12 protein-coding genes are annotated in these 20075 nt (G+C 60.8%); 6 read left to right on the plus strand and 6 right to left on the minus strand.

Annotated elements, in window-relative coordinates; translation table 11 throughout:
• Positions 1 to 90: 90 nt before the first annotated feature.
• The gene (locus ACWIKB_RS23545) at positions 91 to 2790 is read left to right on the plus strand and encodes an autotransporter family protein (RefSeq protein WP_475269713.1); all 2700 of its coding nucleotides are present in this window, start codon (positions 91 to 93) and stop codon (positions 2788 to 2790) included.
• Between the two features lie 321 nt (positions 2791 to 3111).
• Positions 3112 to 4179 (plus strand): autotransporter domain-containing protein, encoded by a 1068-nt coding sequence (locus tag ACWIKB_RS23550; protein WP_475269715.1) that lies wholly within the window; start codon positions 3112 to 3114, stop codon positions 4177 to 4179.
• Positions 4180 to 4329: 150 nt separating this feature from the next.
• Here ACWIKB_RS23550 and glgB read toward each other — a convergent pair whose 3' ends face one another.
• The 3 genes from glgB to ACWIKB_RS23565 all read right to left on the minus strand — a co-directional run bounded on the left by glgB (position 4330) and on the right by ACWIKB_RS23565 (position 12086).
• On the minus strand, positions 4330 to 6561 hold the full coding sequence (gene glgB, locus ACWIKB_RS23555; RefSeq protein ID WP_475269716.1) for a 1,4-alpha-glucan branching protein GlgB: 2232 nt from the start codon (positions 6559 to 6561) through the stop codon (positions 4330 to 4332).
• 2 nt (positions 6562 to 6563) lie between these two features.
• Complete coding sequence (gene treS / locus ACWIKB_RS23560; RefSeq protein ID WP_475269718.1) at positions 6564 to 9905, minus strand: maltose alpha-D-glucosyltransferase; 3342 nt, start codon at positions 9903 to 9905, stop codon at positions 6564 to 6566.
• A gap of 183 nt (positions 9906 to 10088) precedes the next feature.
• Positions 10089 to 12086 (minus strand): alpha-1,4-glucan--maltose-1-phosphate maltosyltransferase, encoded by a 1998-nt coding sequence (locus ACWIKB_RS23565; protein ID WP_475269720.1) that lies wholly within the window; start codon positions 12084 to 12086, stop codon positions 10089 to 10091.
• A 217-nt stretch (positions 12087 to 12303) separates the two neighbouring features.
• Here ACWIKB_RS23565 and ACWIKB_RS23570 point away from each other — a divergent pair, with 217 nt between their 5' ends.
• Entirely contained in the window at positions 12304 to 12468 is a 165-nt protein-coding gene (locus ACWIKB_RS23570) for a hypothetical protein (protein WP_475269721.1), read from the plus strand.
• Between the two features lie 172 nt (positions 12469 to 12640).
• On the opposite strand, the gene ACWIKB_RS23575 is transcribed toward ACWIKB_RS23570, so the two are convergent.
• Entirely contained in the window at positions 12641 to 13141 is a 501-nt protein-coding gene (locus ACWIKB_RS23575) for an MgtC/SapB family protein (RefSeq protein ID WP_475269722.1), read from the minus strand.
• A gap of 122 nt (positions 13142 to 13263) precedes the next feature.
• Between ACWIKB_RS23575 and ACWIKB_RS23580 the strand changes: the two genes are divergently transcribed.
• The 3 genes from ACWIKB_RS23580 to mapR all read left to right on the plus strand — a co-directional run bounded on the left by ACWIKB_RS23580 (position 13264) and on the right by mapR (position 16703).
• Positions 13264 to 13497, plus strand: a complete 234-nt coding sequence (locus ACWIKB_RS23580; RefSeq protein ID WP_475269723.1) for a DUF3203 family protein — start codon at positions 13264 to 13266, stop codon at positions 13495 to 13497.
• A gap of 195 nt (positions 13498 to 13692) precedes the next feature.
• The gene (ccoG, locus tag ACWIKB_RS23585) at positions 13693 to 15123 is read left to right on the plus strand and encodes a cytochrome c oxidase accessory protein CcoG (protein ID WP_475269724.1); all 1431 of its coding nucleotides are present in this window, start codon (positions 13693 to 13695) and stop codon (positions 15121 to 15123) included.
• Positions 15124 to 15293: 170 nt separating this feature from the next.
• Positions 15294 to 16703 carry a GntR family transcriptional regulator MpaR gene (mapR, locus tag ACWIKB_RS23590; protein WP_054046464.1) on the plus strand — a complete coding sequence of 470 codons (1410 nt, stop codon included), beginning with the start codon at positions 15294 to 15296 and terminating at the stop codon, positions 16701 to 16703.
• 149 nt (positions 16704 to 16852) lie between these two features.
• Here mapR and ACWIKB_RS23595 read toward each other — a convergent pair whose 3' ends face one another.
• Complete coding sequence (locus ACWIKB_RS23595) at positions 16853 to 17599, minus strand: SDR family oxidoreductase (RefSeq protein WP_475269725.1); 747 nt, start codon at positions 17597 to 17599, stop codon at positions 16853 to 16855.
• Positions 17600 to 17781: 182 nt separating this feature from the next.
• Positions 17782 to 19863, minus strand: coding sequence for a putative bifunctional diguanylate cyclase/phosphodiesterase (locus ACWIKB_RS23600; protein ID WP_475269726.1), 2082 nt, complete (start codon positions 19861 to 19863; stop codon positions 17782 to 17784).
• Positions 19864 to 20075 lie beyond the last annotated feature (212 nt).

Consider the following 20075-nt stretch of genomic DNA (forward strand, 5'->3'; position numbering starts at 1 on the left):
ACGCTGTAAGGCTGTTGCTACGGTGTGCCTGTCCATATCGGACCACCGCGCAGCCAAACGCACTTTGGCCGTCACTGTGGGAAGACGAGCATGATTTCTTCGACAGAACGACCAAAGTACGGGGTCTGGATTGCTTCAGCCTGCTTATGCTTGGGCGGCACGCAGGTCTCTTACGCGAGTTGCACGCTCACGCCGTCGTCCGGCAACGATTCCTTCATCTGCGACAGCGGCACCAGCGGTCCATTGACCGACCTGGCGGGCAACAACAGCCTGAGTTTTCCCGCCAACGGCACCGGGCGCGTCAACGGCAATGTGACGTTCGGCGCCGGGATCGACTCAGTGCAGATGGACTCCGGCACCCTCGCCGGCGCGCTGGATCTGGGCAACGGCAACGACAGCCTGCGCATCACGGGCGGGCAAATCACTGGCGCCGTCAGCCAGGGTGACGGCATCGATAATTTCGTCATGAGCGGCGGGACGATCCAGTCCCTCGCCCAGGGCGACGGTCGCGACACGTTCCTGATGACCGGCGGCACGATCACCGGCGCGTTCGAGGACGGCGATGTGGCGAGGATGACCAACGGCACCATCGGCAGGGTCGACATGAAGCTCGACAACAATATTTTCGACCTGTCCGGCGGGCAGATCCTCGGCAACCTGGTGACCGGGTTCGGTACCGACACCATCATCGTCTCGGGAGGGCGAATCGGCGGCAATATCAGTGTCAGCGGTGGCAACGACAGTATTACCGTCACCGGCGGCGAGATCGTCGGTGAAATACGCGCCAGTGTGGGCGACGACACCCTGACCTGGAATGGCGGCGGCATCATCCGCTCGGCGATCCTGATGGACGTCGGCAATGACCGCGCGACCCTGAGCAACCTGAATGAAAGCATCCTCGCCCTGACCCCGAGCCTCGACGGCGGCCCCGGCAACGATGTGTTGACCTTCGACCGCACCACCGCCAGCAGCCCCGCCCGCTACATCAACTGGGAAACGGTCAACCTGAGCAACGGCGCGCAATTGGACCTTGCCGGCAACTTCGTACTGGGCGACAGCGCCAGCGGCACCGGTGTGTTCAACATCGATGGCAGCAGCACCCTGACCTCTGCCCAAGGCAGCATCCAACCGTTCACCGCCGGCCAGTTCGCAACCCTGAACAACGCGGGGGTGATCGACCTCACCCGCAGCAATACCCGCACCAACGACACCCTCACGGTGCAGGGCAACTACGCCGGCAACAACGGCCAGTTGCTGTTGCAAAGCGTGGTTGGCGACGACACTTCCCCCAGCGACAAACTGGTGGTGAACAACGGCACTTTGACCGGCAGCACCGTGATCAGTGTCAGCAACCTCAGCGGCGTCGGCGGTCTGACCCAGCAGAACGGCATCCCGCTGGTCCTGGCCCAAGGCACGGCCGTCAGCGATAACAGCGCGTTTGTCCTCAGCGGCCCGATATCGGCGGGTGCCTACGATTACCGTCTGTTCAAGGGCGGCGTGACGGCGGGCACCGAGAACAGTTGGTACCTGCGCTCGGCGGTGGTCGCGCCAGCGATCTTGAGCACGCCCAATCCCGATCCGGCCCTGCCGCCGATTGTCGCCCCGGCAGCAGCGACACCCGAGGCGGCGCAAACGCCGACGATCGTGAGCATCCCCAATCCCGACCCGACGTTACCACCGATCCTCGTGGCAGCCGCCGCGACGCCCACAGTCATCAGCATCCCCAATGCCGACCCGACGCTGCCGCCAACCCTCGTCACAGTGCCAGCGGCGCCGGCCGGCAGTTCGCCGCTGCCGGTGTTGCCTGCCGCCGTGCCGGGTGCGGCGCCGATTCCCTTGTACCGCCCGGAAGTCCCGACCTGGTCGGTGCTGCCACCCGCCGCCGCGCAACTGACCCTGAGCGCCCTCGGCACGTTTCACGACCGGCAAGGCGATCAGCGCCTGCTGACGGAAACCGGGGCCTTTAGTGCCGGCTGGGCTCGGGTCTACGGCAAGAACGTCGATCAGACCTGGGCCGGCACCGTGACGCCACGGCTCAACGGTTCGCTCAACGGTTTCCAGGTGGGCAACGATTTGTACAGTTCGCAAACCGACAGCGGGCAAACCCAGCGCACCGGGTTCTTTGTCGGCCACACCCGCTTGCAGGGCGATGTCGATGGTTTCAACGAAGGCTTTGAAGGCAAGCGCGCCGGCAGCGTCGAACTGGAAGGCGACAGTTACGGTTTGTACTGGACGCTGACCGATCCCAAGGGCTGGTACGTCGACACGGTGGTCATGGGCACTCGGTTTGATGGCGACAACCGTTCCGAACGCGGCCTCAAGCTCGACAACCGTGGGCATGCCCTGACGCTCTCGGCCGAGGCCGGCTACCCGATCCCGCTGGCCGGCAACTGGGTGGTGGAACCCCAGGCGCAAGTGATCCACCAGAAGATCTCCCTGGACAGCCAGGACGACGGCATTTCCCGGGTGTCCTTCGACTCCGACGGCGCCTGGACCGGTCGCCTCGGCGCTCGCCTCAAGGGGCGCTACGCCGTGAGTGGCCGCCCGCTGGAGCCGTATGTGCGGGCCAATTTGTGGCACACCTTTTCCGGTACCGACACGGTAACGTTTGATCACGTAGACCGGATCGAGAGCGAACAGAAATCCTCCAGCGCTGATCTCGGTGTCGGCGTGATCCTGAGCCTCGCCCCGTCCGTCAGTGTGTATGCCAGTGCCGATTACACCAGCAATATTGACAGCAATCAGCTGCGTGGCGTGGTCGGCAACGTCGGTGTCCGGATGAGCTGGTAGGTGTTTAGCCAACTATCAAACGCGTCTAGCCTGATGGTTTTTTGATGATTTTTCGTACAAACAATCACTTATGTACATGCCAAAAAACAGACACTTGCAATCGCTAAAATAGCCCTACCATTTATCGGCCATTTTCTTGACGCAAGGTCACAGGTCTTCTTAGCTACACGTTACTACCCCCGGAAATACACCCGGGACAAACCTTCAGACACCCGTTAAAACGGGCGGCCTCAGGCTTGCCTCAATCCATTCGGTCGCCCCTCATTCGGGGTAGGAGAGACGCCAAAGCGAGAACGGCATGCGTTTGCAAGGTAGACCTCCATGAAAACGTCATTCACCCCACAAGAGATCAAAATCACTTTTTGCACCGTCTCGAGCACCCTCCTGCTCTGTTCGTCCATGGACGTTCAGGCCGGCCCTGCCGAGGATGACACCACCCCCTGGTATCGCCAGGAGGTGCCGACACTGACCTTGCCCAACGTCGCCGCCACCTACCCGGGACGCTATAACTTCAGCCCCGACTTGCGAAGCTCCCACCTGACAACCGAAGACGCCACACCTACTGCCTGGGATCAACTCTATGGGCAGGCGTCACGCCAAGCACAAAGCGATTTTCAGTCCGAGGGTTTTGCGATCCCCGGCGCAGACGATTTCAAAGGCCCGGCCATCCTGACCCTGCAAAGCGGCAGCGGTCATGTGCAACGAGTCGGCCTGGTCGGGGGCACCAGCCAGTATCAGGGCAACAGCAACGGTTTGACGACCAGTCGCGCCCTGACCGATCCCGGCAACGACACCCTCAACCTGCAGGGCCAAAGCCTCGGCGCTTACTGGAGCCTGACGGGCCCCCAAGGCTGGCACGTGGACTTGACCGCCAGCGGTGGCCGGGTCAACGGTTACAGCCGTGATGCCCAGGGAATGCGGCAAACGGCCGAGGGCAGCGCGATGACGGTGTCGGTGGAAGGTGGTTTCCCCATCGGTTTGGGTGAGAACTGGGTAGTGGAACCCCAAGCGCAATTGATCAATCAGCGCATTACCCTGGACACGCCTTATGCCGGCGCCAACAACGGGACATCCAGCGACCTGTCGTCCTGGAGCGGCCGGGTCGGTGCGCGGTTGAAAGGTAGTTACGACATCAATGGCCTGCCGGTCGAACCCTATGTGCGGACCAATTTGTGGCACACGGTGTACACCGGCAATACAGTGACCCTGGACCAAGTGGACAAGATCAGCAGCAGTCGCAATTCGTCGACCGTGGATTTGGGTCTGGGACTGGTGGCCAGAGTGTCGCCCACAGTGAGTCTGTACGTCAGCGCCGACTACAGCAGTAGTGTGGATGACAATGATTTGAATGGGTTGATCGGGAGTCTGGGGATTCGGATGCGGTGGTGAGGGTCAGGCTTCATGGGATGTTTTGTCAGTGCTGACGCCTTCGCGGGCAAGCCTCGCTCCTACAGGTGACAGGTCGCGGCGAAATGACGTGACCCACACAATTCCTGTAGGAGCGAGGCTTGCCCGCGAATGGAGCGACGCGGTGTTAGATCAACCCTCCGGCCGCAAGATCAACACTGCCAACGGCGGCAGGTTCAACACCAAAGACAGCGCCTGGCCATGGCTTGGCTCTTCTTCGGTAAACGCCCCGCCGCTATTGCCATAATTGGAACCGGCATAGGTGTCGGCATCGCTGTTGATCACCTCGCTCCAGCGCCCGGCAAATGGCACGCCGATACGATAAGCCTGACGCGGCACCGGGGTGAAGTTGGCCACGACCAGCACCGGCCGACCTTCTTTGCTCCAGCGCATAAAGGCGTAGACGCTGTTGATCGCGTCATCACCGATCAACCACTGGAAGCCCTGCGGCGCATCGTCCTGATCATGCAGCGCCGGTTCTTCGCGGTACACCCGGTTAAGGTCACCAACGAGTTTCTGCACGCCTTTGTGCTCGGAGTACTGCAACAGGTACCAGTCCAGTTGCTGATCGTGATTCCACTCCCGCCACTGGCCAAACTCGCAGCCCATGAACAACAGCTTCTTGCCCGGATGCGCCCACATGAAGCTCAGATACGCGCGCAGATTCGCGAATTTCTGCCAGCGGTCACCGGGCATTTTGTCGATCAGCGAATGCTTGCCGTGCACCACTTCATCGTGGGAAATCGGCAGGATAAAGCGCTCGGACCAGGCGTAGACCAGGCCGAAACTCAGCTCATTGTGATGATGGGCGCGGTACACCGGGTCCTGCTGAATGTAATGCAGAGAATCGTGCATCCAGCCCATGTTCCATTTGTAGTCGAAACCGAGACCACCCTGTTGCGTGTTCTGGCTGACACCTGGCCACGCCGTGGATTCTTCGGCGATCACCAGCGCGCCGGGCGCTTCGAGGTCGACGACGTCGTTGAGGTGGCGCAGGAAGTCGATGGCTTCGAGGTTCTCCCGACCGCCATGGCGGTTCGGCACCCACTCGCCAGCCTTGCGCGAGTAGTCGCGATACAACATCGACGCCACGGCATCGACCCGCAGGCCATCGACGTGGAAATGCTTGAGCCAGTGCAACGCCGAAGCGAGCATGTAGCCGTGCACTTCGGTGCGGCCAAGGTTGTAGATCAGCGTGTCCCAATCCTGGTGGAAACCTTCCATCGGGTTGGCGTATTCATACAGCGCCGTGCCGTCGAACTGCGCCAGGCCGTGGGTATCGGTCGGGAAATGCGCCGGGACCCAATCGAGGATCACGCCGATGTCAGCCTGGTGGCAGGCGTTGACGAACGCGGCGAAGTCATCTGGCGAACCGTAACGGGCGCTCGGGGCAAATTGCGACAGCAACTGATAACCCCAGGAACCGCCGAACGGGTGTTCCATGATCGGCATCAGTTCGATGTGGGTGAAACCGAGTTCCTTCACATACGGAATCAGCCGTTCGCCCAATTCGTGCCAGGTGTACTGACGCGCGACTTCGCCCAGATCGTCCAGCTCGCATTGCCACGAACCGGCATGCAATTCGTAGATCGACAGCGGTGCACTGGGCTTGTGCTTGTCGGCACGAGCCTGCATCCACTCATGGTCCTGCCAATCGATGCTCAGCGGCGCAGCGACTTTCGAGGCGGTGTCCGGCGGCAATTGCGTGGCCAGGGCCATCGGGTCAGCCTTGAGCGGCAGAATGCCCTGGGAACCGAGGACTTCGTACTTGTACGCCTCCCCCGCTTGCAGGCGCGGGATAAACAACTCCCAGACCCCGGTCGGATGACGCAGGCGCATCGGATGCCGGCGACCGTCCCAAACGTTGAAATCGCCTACAACCGAAACCCGTTTCGCATTCGGCGCCCACACGGCAAAGCGCACACCATCGACGCCATCCACGTTCTTCAGCTGCGCACCGAGGCAGGCACTGAGATCGCGGTGATTGCCCTCGGCAAACAGGTACAAGTCCATCTCGCCGAGCAACGGCCCGAAACTGTAGGGATCTTCGGCGACTTGCTCGCCACCGGCCCAACGGGTGCGCAGCAGATACGGCTGCGCCCGGTCGAAGTGGCCGACGAACAGCCCCGGTGTCTGGGTGGCTTCAAGGCTGCCCAGCTCTTCGCCGGAATCCTTGGCCAATACCTGAACGCTCAGCGCGTCCGGCAAATAGGCCCGGATGAATTGTCCGCCATGGTCATCGCCGTGGGGGCCGAGGATGGAAAACGGATCGTGGTGTTCTGCGCGTACCAGCGCATCAATGTCCCGCGCCTTGGGCAACAGCGCTTCTTTGTGATGCCCCTGTTCCTTGTTCGAGAAACTCATGACTACTCTCCACCAAGATCGGAAAAGGGTTTGAGCCCACTCAATAACCCATACAAACCGTGCAACGGCACCGGCAGCCAAGTAGGGCGATTCTCCGCCTCATAAGCCACCTCATAGGCCGCCTTCTCCAGGCCGAACAACGCCAGTGCGGCGTCCTCGCCCTCAGGATCTTGCCACGCATGAGCAAGACTAGCTGCCGCCAGCCGATAAGCGTCGATAAATGCCTGTTGCGCTTCATTTAGATAGCGATCAGCCACCCGTTGCCGTGCGGCCTGGGCGTCGTCGGTGTTATCGACGTTGTGCACGTTGATCGCCATCGCAGCGGCGTAGTCGAAGGAACGCAACACGCCGCTGACATCTTTATACGGACTGTGCTTGCCGCGACGTTCGCTGAGCGGCCGTGCCGGCTCGCCTTCGAAGTCGATCAGGTAAGCATCGCCCTTGATCACCAGCACCTGGCCCAAATGCAAATCGCCATGGACCCGAATCCGCAAACCACCGGCCGCTTTTTTGCCCAGTTCCTGAACATGACCGAGGATGGTTTTTTTGTTGTCCAGCAAGCGAGTGACCAGTGCTTGGTCCGCCGGGTTCAATTCGTTTTGATGCTGCTTGAGCAACTTCAGTGAATGTTCCAGTTGCGCCGCCACGTCCTTGGCCGAGGCCAGGGCTTGTTTCTCCGTGGTGACCTGCGGGGCAAAGTCCGGGTTGTCGGTGGTCGATGCCAGCACCACGTGCATTTCCCCCAGGCGCTGGCCGAGCATGCCAGCGAAATCTTTCAGTTCACCCAACGCGTTGTAGTGCTGCTCCTGCTCGGACATGGCATCGGCCAGTTCATCGCGCAGGGCGCGTTCGAGGTTGTTCTGGGTCCACTCCCAGGCGTCACCCTGATTGCTCAAGTAGCCTTGGGCAATCATCAGCAGGTTGTCTTCGCCCTGTGCGTCGCGACGAATGACCGAGCCCAGCAACGGGGAAATGTTGGCGAACCCGGCGCCGGTCAGGTAGGCGCTCATCTCCAGTTCCGGGTGCACACCCGAGGCTACTTTGCGGATCAGCTTGAGCACCATGCTTTTGCCAACCACCACCGAACTGTTGGACTGTTCGGCGGACAGGTAACGCACTTCGGACTCCGCTGTCAGGCCGAGCTTCGCCAGTTGCGCCGTCGGTTCGAAACGGATTTCGCCGCCATCTGACGGCAACACCGTGTTGCTGTGCATGCCCTCGACCACGGCACGGATAAAGTTTTCCAGGGCAAACGCATCGGTGATCAAGCCGACCTGCGGCCCGCGTCGAACCCGTGACAACGCCAATTGTTGCGGCAACGCGGGACCGACCTGATCGTCGGCAATAAAGCCGAACGGCAATTGATAGCGGCTGGTCTGGCCACCGCTGGTGACTTCGATTTCGCTCAACAGCACCGGATGCTGCGGATCGCCGAAGCGTACGCCATAGGCCAGATTGATATGCTCGATGGGCGCGTCCTTGCCAGCGAACCAGCGACGATTCTGCAGCCAGTTCGGCAAGATGCCCTGCTCCAGCGTGTCGCGGGACGGCGCTTCGAGCAGTTCTTCCATGCGTTTCTTCAGCACCAGGGTGGTGAAGTCCGGCAGGCTTTGCGCCGGTTCCACGTGCCAACTCGGCATTTGATTCTCCGCTGCCAGTACAAACCAATAGAAGCCGTACGGCGCCAGGGTCAGGAGGAAATTCAATTGGCCGATCGGCGGGAAAGCGTTACCGCCGAGCATTTCCACCGGGACCATGCCGGCGTAGGCCGACAGGTCGAGTTCGGCCGCTTGCGCACTGCGGGATACGTTGGCCACGCACAGAATGATTTCGTGCTTGCCATCGGCGCCGGTGAATTCACGGGTGTAGGCCAGAATCCGCCGGTTACTCGGCGAGAGCATTTTCAGCGTGCCACGACCGAACGCCTTGGATTGCTTGCGCACCGCGAGCATGCGTCGGGTCCAGTTCAGCAGCGAATGCGGGTCGCCGGCCTGGGTTTCGACGTTGACCGACAGGTAACCGTATTGCGGGTCCATGATCGGCGGCAGCACCAGGCTGGCAGGGTCGGCGCGGGAGAAGCCGCCGTTACGGTCGATGGACCATTGCATCGGCGTGCGCACGCCATCACGGTCGCCAAGGTAGATGTTGTCGCCCATGCCGATCTCATCGCCGTAATACATCGTCGGCGTGCCGGGCATCGACAGCAGCAGGCTGTTGAGCAATTCCACGCGGCGACGGTCGCGCTCCATCAGCGGCGCGAGACGGCGGCGAATCCCCAGGTTAATCCGCGCCCGACGGTCAGCCGCGTAGTAATTCCACAGGTAATCGCGCTCCTTGTCGGTGACCATTTCCAGGGTCAGCTCATCGTGGTTACGCAGGAAAATCGCCCACTGACAGTTGGCCGGGATCTCCGGGGTCTGGCGCAGGATATCGGTGATCGGGAAACGGTCTTCCTGGGCCAGCGCCATGTACATACGCGGCATGAGCGGGAAGTGGAACGCCATGTGGCATTCGTCGCCGTTCAGGCCGATAGCGTCGGCATCACCGAAGTACATCTGAGTGTCTTCCGGCCATTGGTTGGCTTCGGCCAGTAGCATGCGGTCGGGATAATTGGCGTCGATTTCGGCACGGATCTGCTTGAGGACGTCGTGGGTCTCGGGCAGGTTTTCGTTGTTGGTGCCGTCGCGTTCGATCAAGTACGGGATCGCATCCAGCCGCAGACCATCGATGCCCATGTCGAGCCAATAGCGCATCACCGACAGTACCGCTTTCATGACTTGCGGGTTATCGAAGTTCAGGTCCGGTTGGTGGGAATAGAAGCGGTGCCAGAAGTATTGGCCGGCGACCGGGTCCCAGGTCCAGTTGGACTTTTCGGTGTCGAGGAAAATGATCCGAGTGCCGGCGTACTTTTGATCGTCATCGGACCAGACATAGAAGTCCCGCGCGGCCGAGCCTTTCTTCGCTTTGCGCGCGCGCTGGAACCAGGCGTGCTGGTCGGAAGTGTGGTTGATGACCAGTTCAGTGATCACCCGCAGGCCGCGATTGTGTGCCTCGGCGATAAAGCGCTTGGCATCGGCCATGGTGCCGTAGTCAGGGTGCACGCCACGGTACTCGGCGATGTCGTAGCCGTCGTCCCGGCGTGGCGAAGGATAGAACGGCAACAGCCAGATGGTGTTGACGCCCAGATCGGCAATGTAATCGAGTTTGGCGATAAGACCGGGAAAGTCGCCGATCCCGTCATTGTTGGAGTCGAAAAAAGACTTAACGTGAACCTGATAAATCACAGCGTCCTTGTACCAGAGCGGGTCCTTGATGAACGTTGTGGCCTTGGGTTTCTTCGCCATTTGAAACTCCTGTGAATTCGATAAAACCGCTAAGGCGCAATACCTGCCTCTGTAGGAGCTGCCGAAAGCTGCGATCTTTTGATCTTGATTTGTGCTGCGGCATACATCGCAAAAGATCAAAAGATCGCAGCCTTCGGCAGCTCCTACAGGGTCATCCCGCAGAGGTGCTGCCTCAGGGGGGGTTCAGGAAGTGGTAATCCGCCAAATCCCGAACGGCTGATGGGCCGGGTCGATCCGCATGGACTGGTACTTGCCGTACCACGTCCAGCGATGGCCGCTCATCAAGTCTTCGCCCTGGGTATGTGCGTCGTCAGGCAAGCCCATTTCCCACAGTGGCAATTCGAAATTCGCTTCCTGGACGTTATGCGGGTCCAGGCTGACGGCCACCAGAATGAAGTTGCTGCCGTCGGCACTGCGCTTGCCGAAATACAGGATGTTGTCGTTCCAGGCGTTGTAAATCTTCAGCCCCAGATGCGTGTGCAGCGCCGGGTTTTGCCGGCGGATGCGGTTGAGCTGGGCGATCTCGGCAATGATGTTGCCCGGCGCGTTGAAGTCCCGTGGACGGATCTCGTACTTCTCGGAGTTGAGGTATTCCTCTTTGCCCGGTATCGGCGCCGCTTCGCAGAGTTCGAACCCGGAATACATACCCCACAGGCCGGAACCCATGGTCGCCAGTGCCGCGCGAATCAGAAAACCGGCGCGCCCGGATTCATGCAAGAACGCCGGGTTGATGTCCGGGGTATTCACAAAGAAATTCGGACGGAAGCACTCACTCCAGGGCGACTCATTGAGCTCGCTGAAATAGGTGGCCAATTCCGCCTTGGTGTTGCGCCAGGTGAAGTAGGTGTAGCTCTGGGAATAACCAACCTTGCCCAACCGCGCCATCATCGCCGGGGTGGTAAAGGCTTCGGCGAGGAAGATCACTTCCGGGTGCAGCGCCCGCACATCGGCAATCAGCCATTGCCAGAACGGCAGTGGCTTGGTGTGCGGGTTGTCGACACGAAAGATCTTCACGCCCTCCTCGACCCAACCGACCACGATGTCGCGCAATTCAACCCAGAGGCTGGGGATCGCGTCGGCAGCGTAGAAATCGACGTTGACGATGTCCTGGTATTTCTTCGGCGGGTTCTCGGCGTATTTGATCGTGCCGTCGGGGCGCCAGTTGAACCAGCCCGGGTGCTGCTCCAGCCACGGATGGTCCTGGGAACACTGGATCGCGAAATCGAGGGCAATTTCCAGCCCGTGATCCGCTGCCGCGACCACCAGCCTGCGGAAGTCTTCGCGGGTACCCAACTCGGAGTGAATCGCCTCGTGTCCGCCTTCGGCGCTGCCGATGGCGTACGGGCTGCCCGGATCGTCGGGACCTGCGGTCAGGGAATTGTTCGGACCTTTGCGGTAGCTTCGGCCGATCGGGTGGATCGGCGGGAAGTACAGCACGTCGAAGCCCATGTCCTGGATCATCGGCAACCGTGAGTGCACGTCGTTAAAGGTGCCGTGACGGGCAGGATCGTCGGTGATCGAGCGCGGAAACAGCTCGTACCAACTGGCGAACTGGGCGATGTCCCGTTCCACATCCAGCGGGAATTCCTGGCTCAGGCTCAAGAAGGCCCGGTGATCGGCCTGGGCCATCAGGTCGGCGCTACGCTGGTGCAGGAACAGCGCGACCTGCTCGGTTTCGAGCAGCCCGGACAATTCATGGTGCAACCCGGCCAGTTGCTCGCTCAGTTGGCCGTCACTGCGTTCGGCGGCGTGCTGGACCATGGTCCGGCCTTCCTGCAACTCCAGGCTCACCGGTACGCGGGCGGTGTGTTTCTTTTCCAGCTCATAACAGAAGCTGGCGAACTGATCGATCCAGGCTTCGATGCAGAACACATGGCGGCCCTGGCGCTCGACGCGGAACTGGCCCTGCCAGCCATTGTTGCCCAGGTCATCCATGGCTTCGCTGTGCCAGGACTCCTCACCCTCGCCGCGCCAACGAATGCGTACGGCCAATTTGTCGTGGCCGTCGGCAAAGACTTTGCTGGTGACCAGCACGTCCTGCCCCACCACGGCTTTGACGGCAAACTGCCCACCATCGAGGGTCGGCATCACGTTTTCAATGGCAATGCGCGGCAGCAATAACGCCTGCGACAGCGGCATATGCGGGTTGTAACTGAGTTCTGTCGGTTTTTCAGCGATCATCGAGCATCTCTCCTTTACGCCCCAAGGACGCTCTTGTGCTTGATATTCATTCACATGGGCCGGTCTGTCCCGGAATGAACTCACTTAGGTTCCGAGCGACAGGTGCCGGTAAAAGTTCACGGGGATTTGCCTGAGTGTTGGTGGGAATCAAATCCTCTGCGCGGTGGTCAACAAACTTAAGCACGAGTTACGCCATGTGCCACAAGGAGGCTTCACGATGAGCATACCGATCCCCGCTGAAACGCCCGATCCGAACATCGACAACCCGACCATTCCGCCGACCGAGCCGGACCCGGTGCCCGAGCAAGAGCCGCCGGGGACCACCCCGCCGCCCATGGAAGAGCCACCGACCACCATGCCGCCGGTGATTGTCAGCCCATAACGTTTGCACACCCCCGCGTGGGCGGCATTTGCACAATCCCACGTAGGAGCTGCCGAAGGCTGCGATCTTTTGATCTTGGCTTTTGGCGCCTCAGAAATTGCCGAAGATCAAGAATCAAAAGATCGCAGCCTTCGGCAGTTCCTACAGGGAGCGTGCGGATCTTCAGCGATGTTCACGGGTTGCGGTCCTTGTCCAGGAATCGCACAACGGCGGGCATTACGCTGAATACTCCCAATGCCAAAAAGGTGCTAAGCACCGCTGTCGCTTCACGTCCCATACCTGCTGCGACGCCAATCGCCGCCGTCATCCACAACCCGGCGGCGGTGGTCAGGCCTTTCACGTGACCCTCATCGCCCTCGGTGTTTTTCAAGATCGTCCCGGCACCGAGAAACCCGATCCCGGCGATCACCCCTTGCACCACCCGGCTCATGGCATCGGCCTGAGAGCCGGACATCTGCGGCACCAGTACAAACAACGCCGCGCCCAGGGCCACCAGCATATGGGTGCGAACCCCGGCCGCCTTGCCCTTGTGCTCGCGCTCGAAACCGAGAATGCCGCCCAGCACGGCGGCCATCAGCAAGCGCACGGTAATGCGCGTCAGTTGCGAAGCGTCGCCAACGTCGGCGAACTCCGCTTGCAGCGTCACCCAAACCTCATGCCACCAGGCGTCCATGGCGCGGTCCTTTGTATTGATTGATAGAGGATGGACCGCGCCGACCATTAATCGGTTGCACAGAACGATGGTCGTCCCGAGTGACCTAACGTTTTAGTCTCCGCTGAAAAAAGGACAGTCCCATGACCGTGCGCATCGAAAACCAGACCTGCTTTTTCACCATAGAGAACGGCGAAGAGATTCGCCTGTGCCCCGACGTCACCATCATCACCGACTCGGAAAAAGCCATGTCGGCGGTGGAGATCAACGGCCAGCGCGTCTACATCACCGAAGCAGAAGCCGACGCATTGACCGTAGCAGGCGCGGTCGACGGTCGTAAGCATTTGAAGGCCACTGACAGTGATTCGGTGATTTGACTGACCCGGATCAACAACCGCTGCGAACGCCTGAGATAGGCGCCCGCAGCCTGCGTTGGCGGGTGCATCAAGTTGTCGCAGGCACTCGTTCACGATCCATCTGATCCGCTTTTTATTGCAATACCTGAGTCTGTTATGCAAACAGATCGCCGCTCATAGTGCACCGGCCTGATGGAGGCTGATGAGCGAACGACCATGAGCGAGAGAATCCCCGTCCGAACCGTAGAAAGCGCCCCGGCAGTCCAGCGCTATGAGCCTTCGCGTCCAAAGATGAAGGCCAAATCCAGCGACACCCTGATCCACACCCGCAGCTTCACCGGTCTGTTCCGCACCCTGCGCATGAGCGGTGCCGGTTTTCTGTTCCTCGCCTTCTTCGGCACAGTGTGGTTGAACTGGGGCGGCCGCCAGGCAGTGCTCTGGGACCTGTCCGAAAGCAAATTCCACATTTTTGGCGCGACCTTCTGGCCGCAGGATTTCATCCTGCTTTCGGCGCTATTGATCATCGCCGCGTTCGGCTTATTCGCGATCACCGTGTTTGCCGGCCGGGTCTGGTGCGGCTACACCTGCCCGCAAAGCTCCTGGACCTGGATCTTCATGTGGTGCGAGAAAGTCACCGAAGGCGAACGCAACCAGCGCATCAAACTGCAAGCAGCGCCCTGGAGCCTGAACAAACTGCTGCGCCGTTCGGCCAAGCACACGATGTGGCTGGGCATCAGCCTGCTCACCGGCCTGACTTTTGTCGGCTACTTCACGCCGATCCGGCCCCTGGCCGAAGAACTGCTGACCCTGCAAATGGCCGGCGTCAGTCTGTTCTGGGTGATCTTCTTCACCGGCGCGACCTACATCAATGCCGGTTGGCTGCGCGAAGCGGTGTGCATGCACATGTGCCCGTATGCGCGGTTCCAGAGCGTGATGTTCGACAAAGACACCCTGACCATTTCCTACGACGTGGCCCGTGGCGAAAACCGTGGCCCACGCAAACGCGAGGTGAAACCGGCCGACGTCGGCCTCGGTGATTGCATCGACTGCCAGGTCTGCGTGCAGGTCTGCCCCACCGGCATCGACATCCGCGACGGCTTGCAGATGGAATGCATCGGCTGCGCGGCGTGCATCGACGCCTGCGATTCGATCATGGACAAAATGGGCTACGCTCGCGGCCTGATCAGCTACACCTCCGAGCATGAATTGCAGGGCGGCAAGACCCACCTGCTGCGGCCACGATTGATTGGTTACACGGCGGTGCTGTTGCTGATGATCGGTGCGCTGGCCCTGGCGCTGGTGGAACGGCCGATGGTGTCCCTGGACGTTACCAAGGACCGTGGCATGTACCGCGAAAACAGCGAGGGCCAGATCGAAAACATCTACAGCCTGAAAGTCATCAACAAGACCCAGCAGCGTCAGGACTATCGCCTGAGCCTGGAGGATGGCGAGGGCTTCCAGTTGCAAGGCAGAACTGAACTGAGCCTGGCGCCGGGTGAAATTGTTGATGTGCCGGTGTCGGTGGCGATGACCACGGAACGGCCAAGCAGCAGCTCACAGACCCTCAGCTTCAAGATTGTCGACAGCGATGAGCCGGACATCTACAGCGTGGCCCAGAGCCGGTTTGTTGCGCCGATGAATCGTTGAGCCGTTAAGATGCCGGCCATTGTCAGGCGCGGTCCATTGTGGCGAGGGAGCTTGCTCCCGCTCGGCTGCGAAGCAGTCGCAAAGATTTTGGGGGCGCTGCGCACCCCAGCGGGAGCAAGCTCCCTCGCCACAACGGCGCACCACATAAATAACTTCAACCCAGGCACTCGATGAAACGCTACGAAAAATTCGCCGATGACATCGCTGAACTGATCCGCTCCGGGGTCCTCGGCCCCGGTCAGCGCGTGCCGTCGGTGCGCTACGCCAGCCAGACCTACGGAGTCAGCCCGTCCACGGTGTTCCAGGCTTATTACCTGCTGGAACGTCGCGGCCTGATCCGCGCCCGGCCGCGTTCCGGTTACTTCGTCAACACCCACGCCCCGAGCCCGTTCTCCGAGCCGGTGATCAGCAGCCAGGTCAACGAATCCACCGAAGTCGATGTCAGCGAACTGGTGTTCTCGGTCCTCGACTCGATCAAGGACCCGACCACCGTACCGTTCGGCTCGGCTTTCCCCAGCCCGACGCTGTTCCCGCTGCAACGCCTGTCCCGCTCCCTGGCCAGTGCCGCCCGGGAAATGGACCCGCGCATGGTCGTTACCGACATGTCGCCGGGCAACCCGCAACTGCGCCGGCAAATCGCCCTGCGCTACATGGTCGGCGGGTTGATGCTGCCCATGGAGGAGTTGCTGATTACCAACGGTGCCCTCGAAGCCCTGAACCTGTGCCTGCAAGCCGTCACCGAGCCCGGCGACCTGGTGGCCATCGAAGCCCCGGCGTTCTACGCCAGCCTGCAAGTGTTGGAACGCCTGAAGCTCAAAGCCGTGGAAATCCCGGTGCACCCGCGGGACGGCATCGACCTCGGCGTGCTTGCGCAAACCCTGGAACGCCACCCGATCAAGGCCTGTTGGTGCATGACCAGTTTCCAGAACCCGATGGGCGCAACCATGCCCGAGGCAAAGAAGCAGGAACTGGTGGAACTGTTGCGCAGCCATCAGGTGCCGCTGATCGAGGACGACGTCTACGCCGAACTCTATTACGGCCAGCAAGCACCGAAACCGGCCAAGGCGTTCGACACCGAAGGTTTGGTGATGCACTGCGGTTCGTTCGCCAAGAGCCTCGCGCCAGGCTATCGCATCGGCTGGGTCGCCGCCGGGCGCTACGCGCAGAAAATCGAACGACTGAAACTCATGACCTCGCTCTGCGCCTCGATGCCGGCCCAGGCGGCGATTGCCGACTACCTGCAACACGGCGGTTATGATCGACACCTGCGCAAACTGCGCTACGCCCTGGAAGAGCAGCAAAGCGCCATGCTCGCCGCCATCGCCCGCTATTTCCCGGCACAGACCCGCGTCAGCCAACCGGCCGGCGGCTACTTCCTGTGGCTGGAACTGCCGCCGCAAATGGATTCGCTGAAGTTGTTCCAAATGGCGCTGGCCCAAGGCATCAGCATCGCGCCGGGGCCGATCTTTTCACCGACCCAGCGTTTCAGGAATTGTATTCGGTTGAATTACGGCAGCCCTTGGGATGAGGCGGCGGAAAAGGCGATGGAGACGTTGGGCAGGATCGTCAGGTCGTTCTGACAGTGCGATGTCGCTTGATAGATGGCTATCGCGAGCAAGCTCGCTCCCACAAGGATCGGCTGTGTTCACAACTAATGTGTTCACCTCAATCCACTGTGGGAGCGAGCTTGCTCGCGATGACGTCAGACCAGACAACGCAAATCCAAGGGTTAGCGCCCACCCCCAAGATCAACGAAAGTCCCGGTCGCATACGAGGCCTTGTCCGATAACAACCAAACAATCGCTTCCGCCACTTCATCCGGCCGTCCGCCCCGAGCCATCGGAATAGCGGACTCAAGCTTGCTGACCCGATCCGGGTCGCCACTGAGCGCATGGAAATCGGTGTAGATGTAGCCAGGGCGCACCGCGTTGACGCGAATCCCCTCGCCCGCCACTTCCTTGGACAAGCCCAAGGTAAAGGTATCCAGCGCGCCTTTGGACGCCGCGTAGTCGACGTATTCGCCCGGCGCGCCCAAGCGGGCTGCTACCGACGACACATTGACGATGCTGCCGCCCTGCCCGCCATGCTTGGGCGACATGCGCAGGATCGCGTGCTTGGCGCAAAGGATGGGTGCCAGGACGTTGGTCTTGAGGATTTTGAGAATGCGGAACTCGGACATTTCGTCGACCCGGGACTTGTGCCCGACGGTGCCGGCGTTGTTGACCAAAGCGGTGACCCGCCCCAGCTCGGTGTCGACGCGGTGGAACATGGCGATCACTTCGTCTTCGATGCTGACGTCGGCCCGTACTGCAATGGCGTGCACACCGAGGGCGCGGACTTGCTCCAGCACACTCAAGGCGGCGACTTCGTCAGCCAGATAGTTGATACAAATCCGATAACCTTGCTCGGCAGCCAATAATGCAGTCGCGGCGCCGATGCCACGGCTGCCTCCGGTGATGATGATGACTTTTTCCATGCTGCTTTTCCCCCATCTCAAGCTTTAGCGGTCGGGGGCAAGAATAACCGTCATTGGCGGGTTTTGCATGGGCTCTGTGGTGTCCGGGAGGACGCCTTCGCGGGCAAGCCTCGCTCCTACAGGATTGCGCGCACCTGTAGGAGCGAGGCTTGCCCGCGAAGAACGATAACGCGGTCCGTCTATCAGCCCGCCGCCATTTGCTCGCCACGGTGAATGTCGAGCATGAAGCGTTCTGCCGGCAGCGGATGCCCCAGCAGGTAACCCTGCAGCGAATCACACCCGAGTTTCGTCAGAAAGTCTTGCTGCACACCGGTTTCGACACCTTCAGCGACGATCCGCAACCCCAACGCCTGGCCGAGGGCAACGATGGCCGAGACGATGGCAGCATCATCGCTGTCGTGCTCCAGGTCCCGGACAAAACCGCGGTCGATTTTCAGCTCATTGGCCGGCAGACGCTTGAGGTACATCAAGCTCGAATAGCCGGTACCGAAGTCATCAATCGACAAATCGACGCCCATTTCCGACAGTTCCTGCAGCACCGTCATACTCGCATCAGCGTCGCTCATGGCGGTGGTTTCGGTGATTTCCAGGGTCAGGCTGTTGGCCGGCAAATGGTGCGTGGCCAACGCCTTGGCCACACTCTGGACCAGGCCGACATGACAGAACTGCAACGCCGACAGGTTCACCGCGATACGCCAGTCGGTGTAGCCGAGCACATACCATTCGCGCATCTGCCGGCAGGCCTCGTTCAGCACCCACTCACCAATGGGAATGATCAACCCGGTCTTTTCCGCCAAATCGATAAACTTGTCCGGCAGCAACATGCCCTGGGTCGGGTGCTCCCAGCGCAACAAAGCCTCCGCGCCGACCGGGCGGCCATTGCTGGCGTCGAACTTGGGTTGGTAATACAGGCTGAACTGTTGCTGCTCGAGGGCGGCGCGCAGGTCTTGCAGCAGTTGCAGTTGTTTACGGGCGTTGCTGTTCATCGACGCGTCGAAGAAGCTGTGGCCGTTTTTCCCGGTGCCTTTGGCGTGGTACATCGCGGCGTCGGCGTTCATCAGCAGTTCTTGCGCAGTCTGGCCGTTGCCAGGATAGAGCGCGATGCCGACGCTGGCGGAAATCTGCAGGTCATGTTCGGCCACCCGGAACGAGCGCGCGATCAGGGCAACCTGGCGGGCCGCGAGGTTCAGTGCGTCGTCGGGCTCACTCAAGCGCACCAGCAGCACGAATTCGTCGCCACCGATCCGCGCCAGGGTGTCCTGGCTGCGTAAATCCTCGCGCAGTCGCAACCCGACCTCACGCAATAACTGGTCGCCCATGTGGTGGCCGAACGCATCGTTGACCGGTTTAAAACCGTCGAGATCGATGAACATCAACGCAAAACAACCACCCTGCTCTTGCACCTTGGACATGGCCAACTCGATGCGATCAGCCAGCAACATGCGGTTCGGCAGGCCGGTCAAGGTGTCGTGCAGGGCCAGTTGGGTGAGTTCGCGGTTGGCTTCGGTCAGCGATTTCGCCAGGTCGGCAGTGCGGGCTTCCAGGCGTGCGTCCAGAATCGAAGTCAGCAAGGCGATGCTCAATACCGCAAGAGTGGTGATCAACACCAGATTGTCCAGGCCTTTGCCGCTCAAACCACTGAGGGCGGCACCACAAAAGCTGCCGTCGGGAAAGCGCGCCGCCGCCATGCCGGTGTAGTGCATGCCAACGATGGCGAAACCCATGATCACCGCCGCACCGCCACGGATCAGACCCACGTAAGGCGTGTGCTGGCGCAGGCGGAAGGCGATCCATAAGGCCGCTGCCGACGCACCGACGGCAATCAGCAGCGACGCGCTGAACAGCGTCGGGTCGTAATCGATGCCCGGCAGCATGAGCATGGCCGCCATGCCGGTGTAATGCATGGCGCTGATGCCACTGCCCATGACCAGCGCGCCAAATGCCAACTGCCACACAGGCAGCTTCGGCTGACTGACCAGCCACAGGGCAAAGCCGCAGGACAGGATCGCGATGGCCAGCGACAGCACGGTGAGGCTGAGGTCGTAGCCCAGATCGATCGGCAATTTGAAGGCGAGCATGCCGATGAAATGCATCGACCACACGCCTATGCCCATGGCGACTGCGCCACCGGCGGTCCACAGATGAACAGCCCGGCCCTTGGTGGTGGCGATCCGGCCAGTCAGGTCCAGGGCGGTATAGGAAGCGAGAATCGCCACGCACAGCGAGATGAAAACCAGCGTGGGGGAATAAGTGCCGATAAGCATGATATTTCTCGTGACGGCCCACTGTACTGCATCCGTTCTCGGGGGGCAAAGTCGGCGATTGTACTGATTGCGCGGAAGAACGCACTGACAAAATTATCAATTGGCCATCAAGCCGATGAAACGCTTGTTTGAAGTCAAAACCCCGTCTGACTCAACGCGATTTACTGTGGCGAGGGGGCTTGCCCCCGTTGGGTCGCGCAGCGGCCCCCGGC

This window comes from Pseudomonas sp. 5Vm1k (assembly GCF_056161485.1).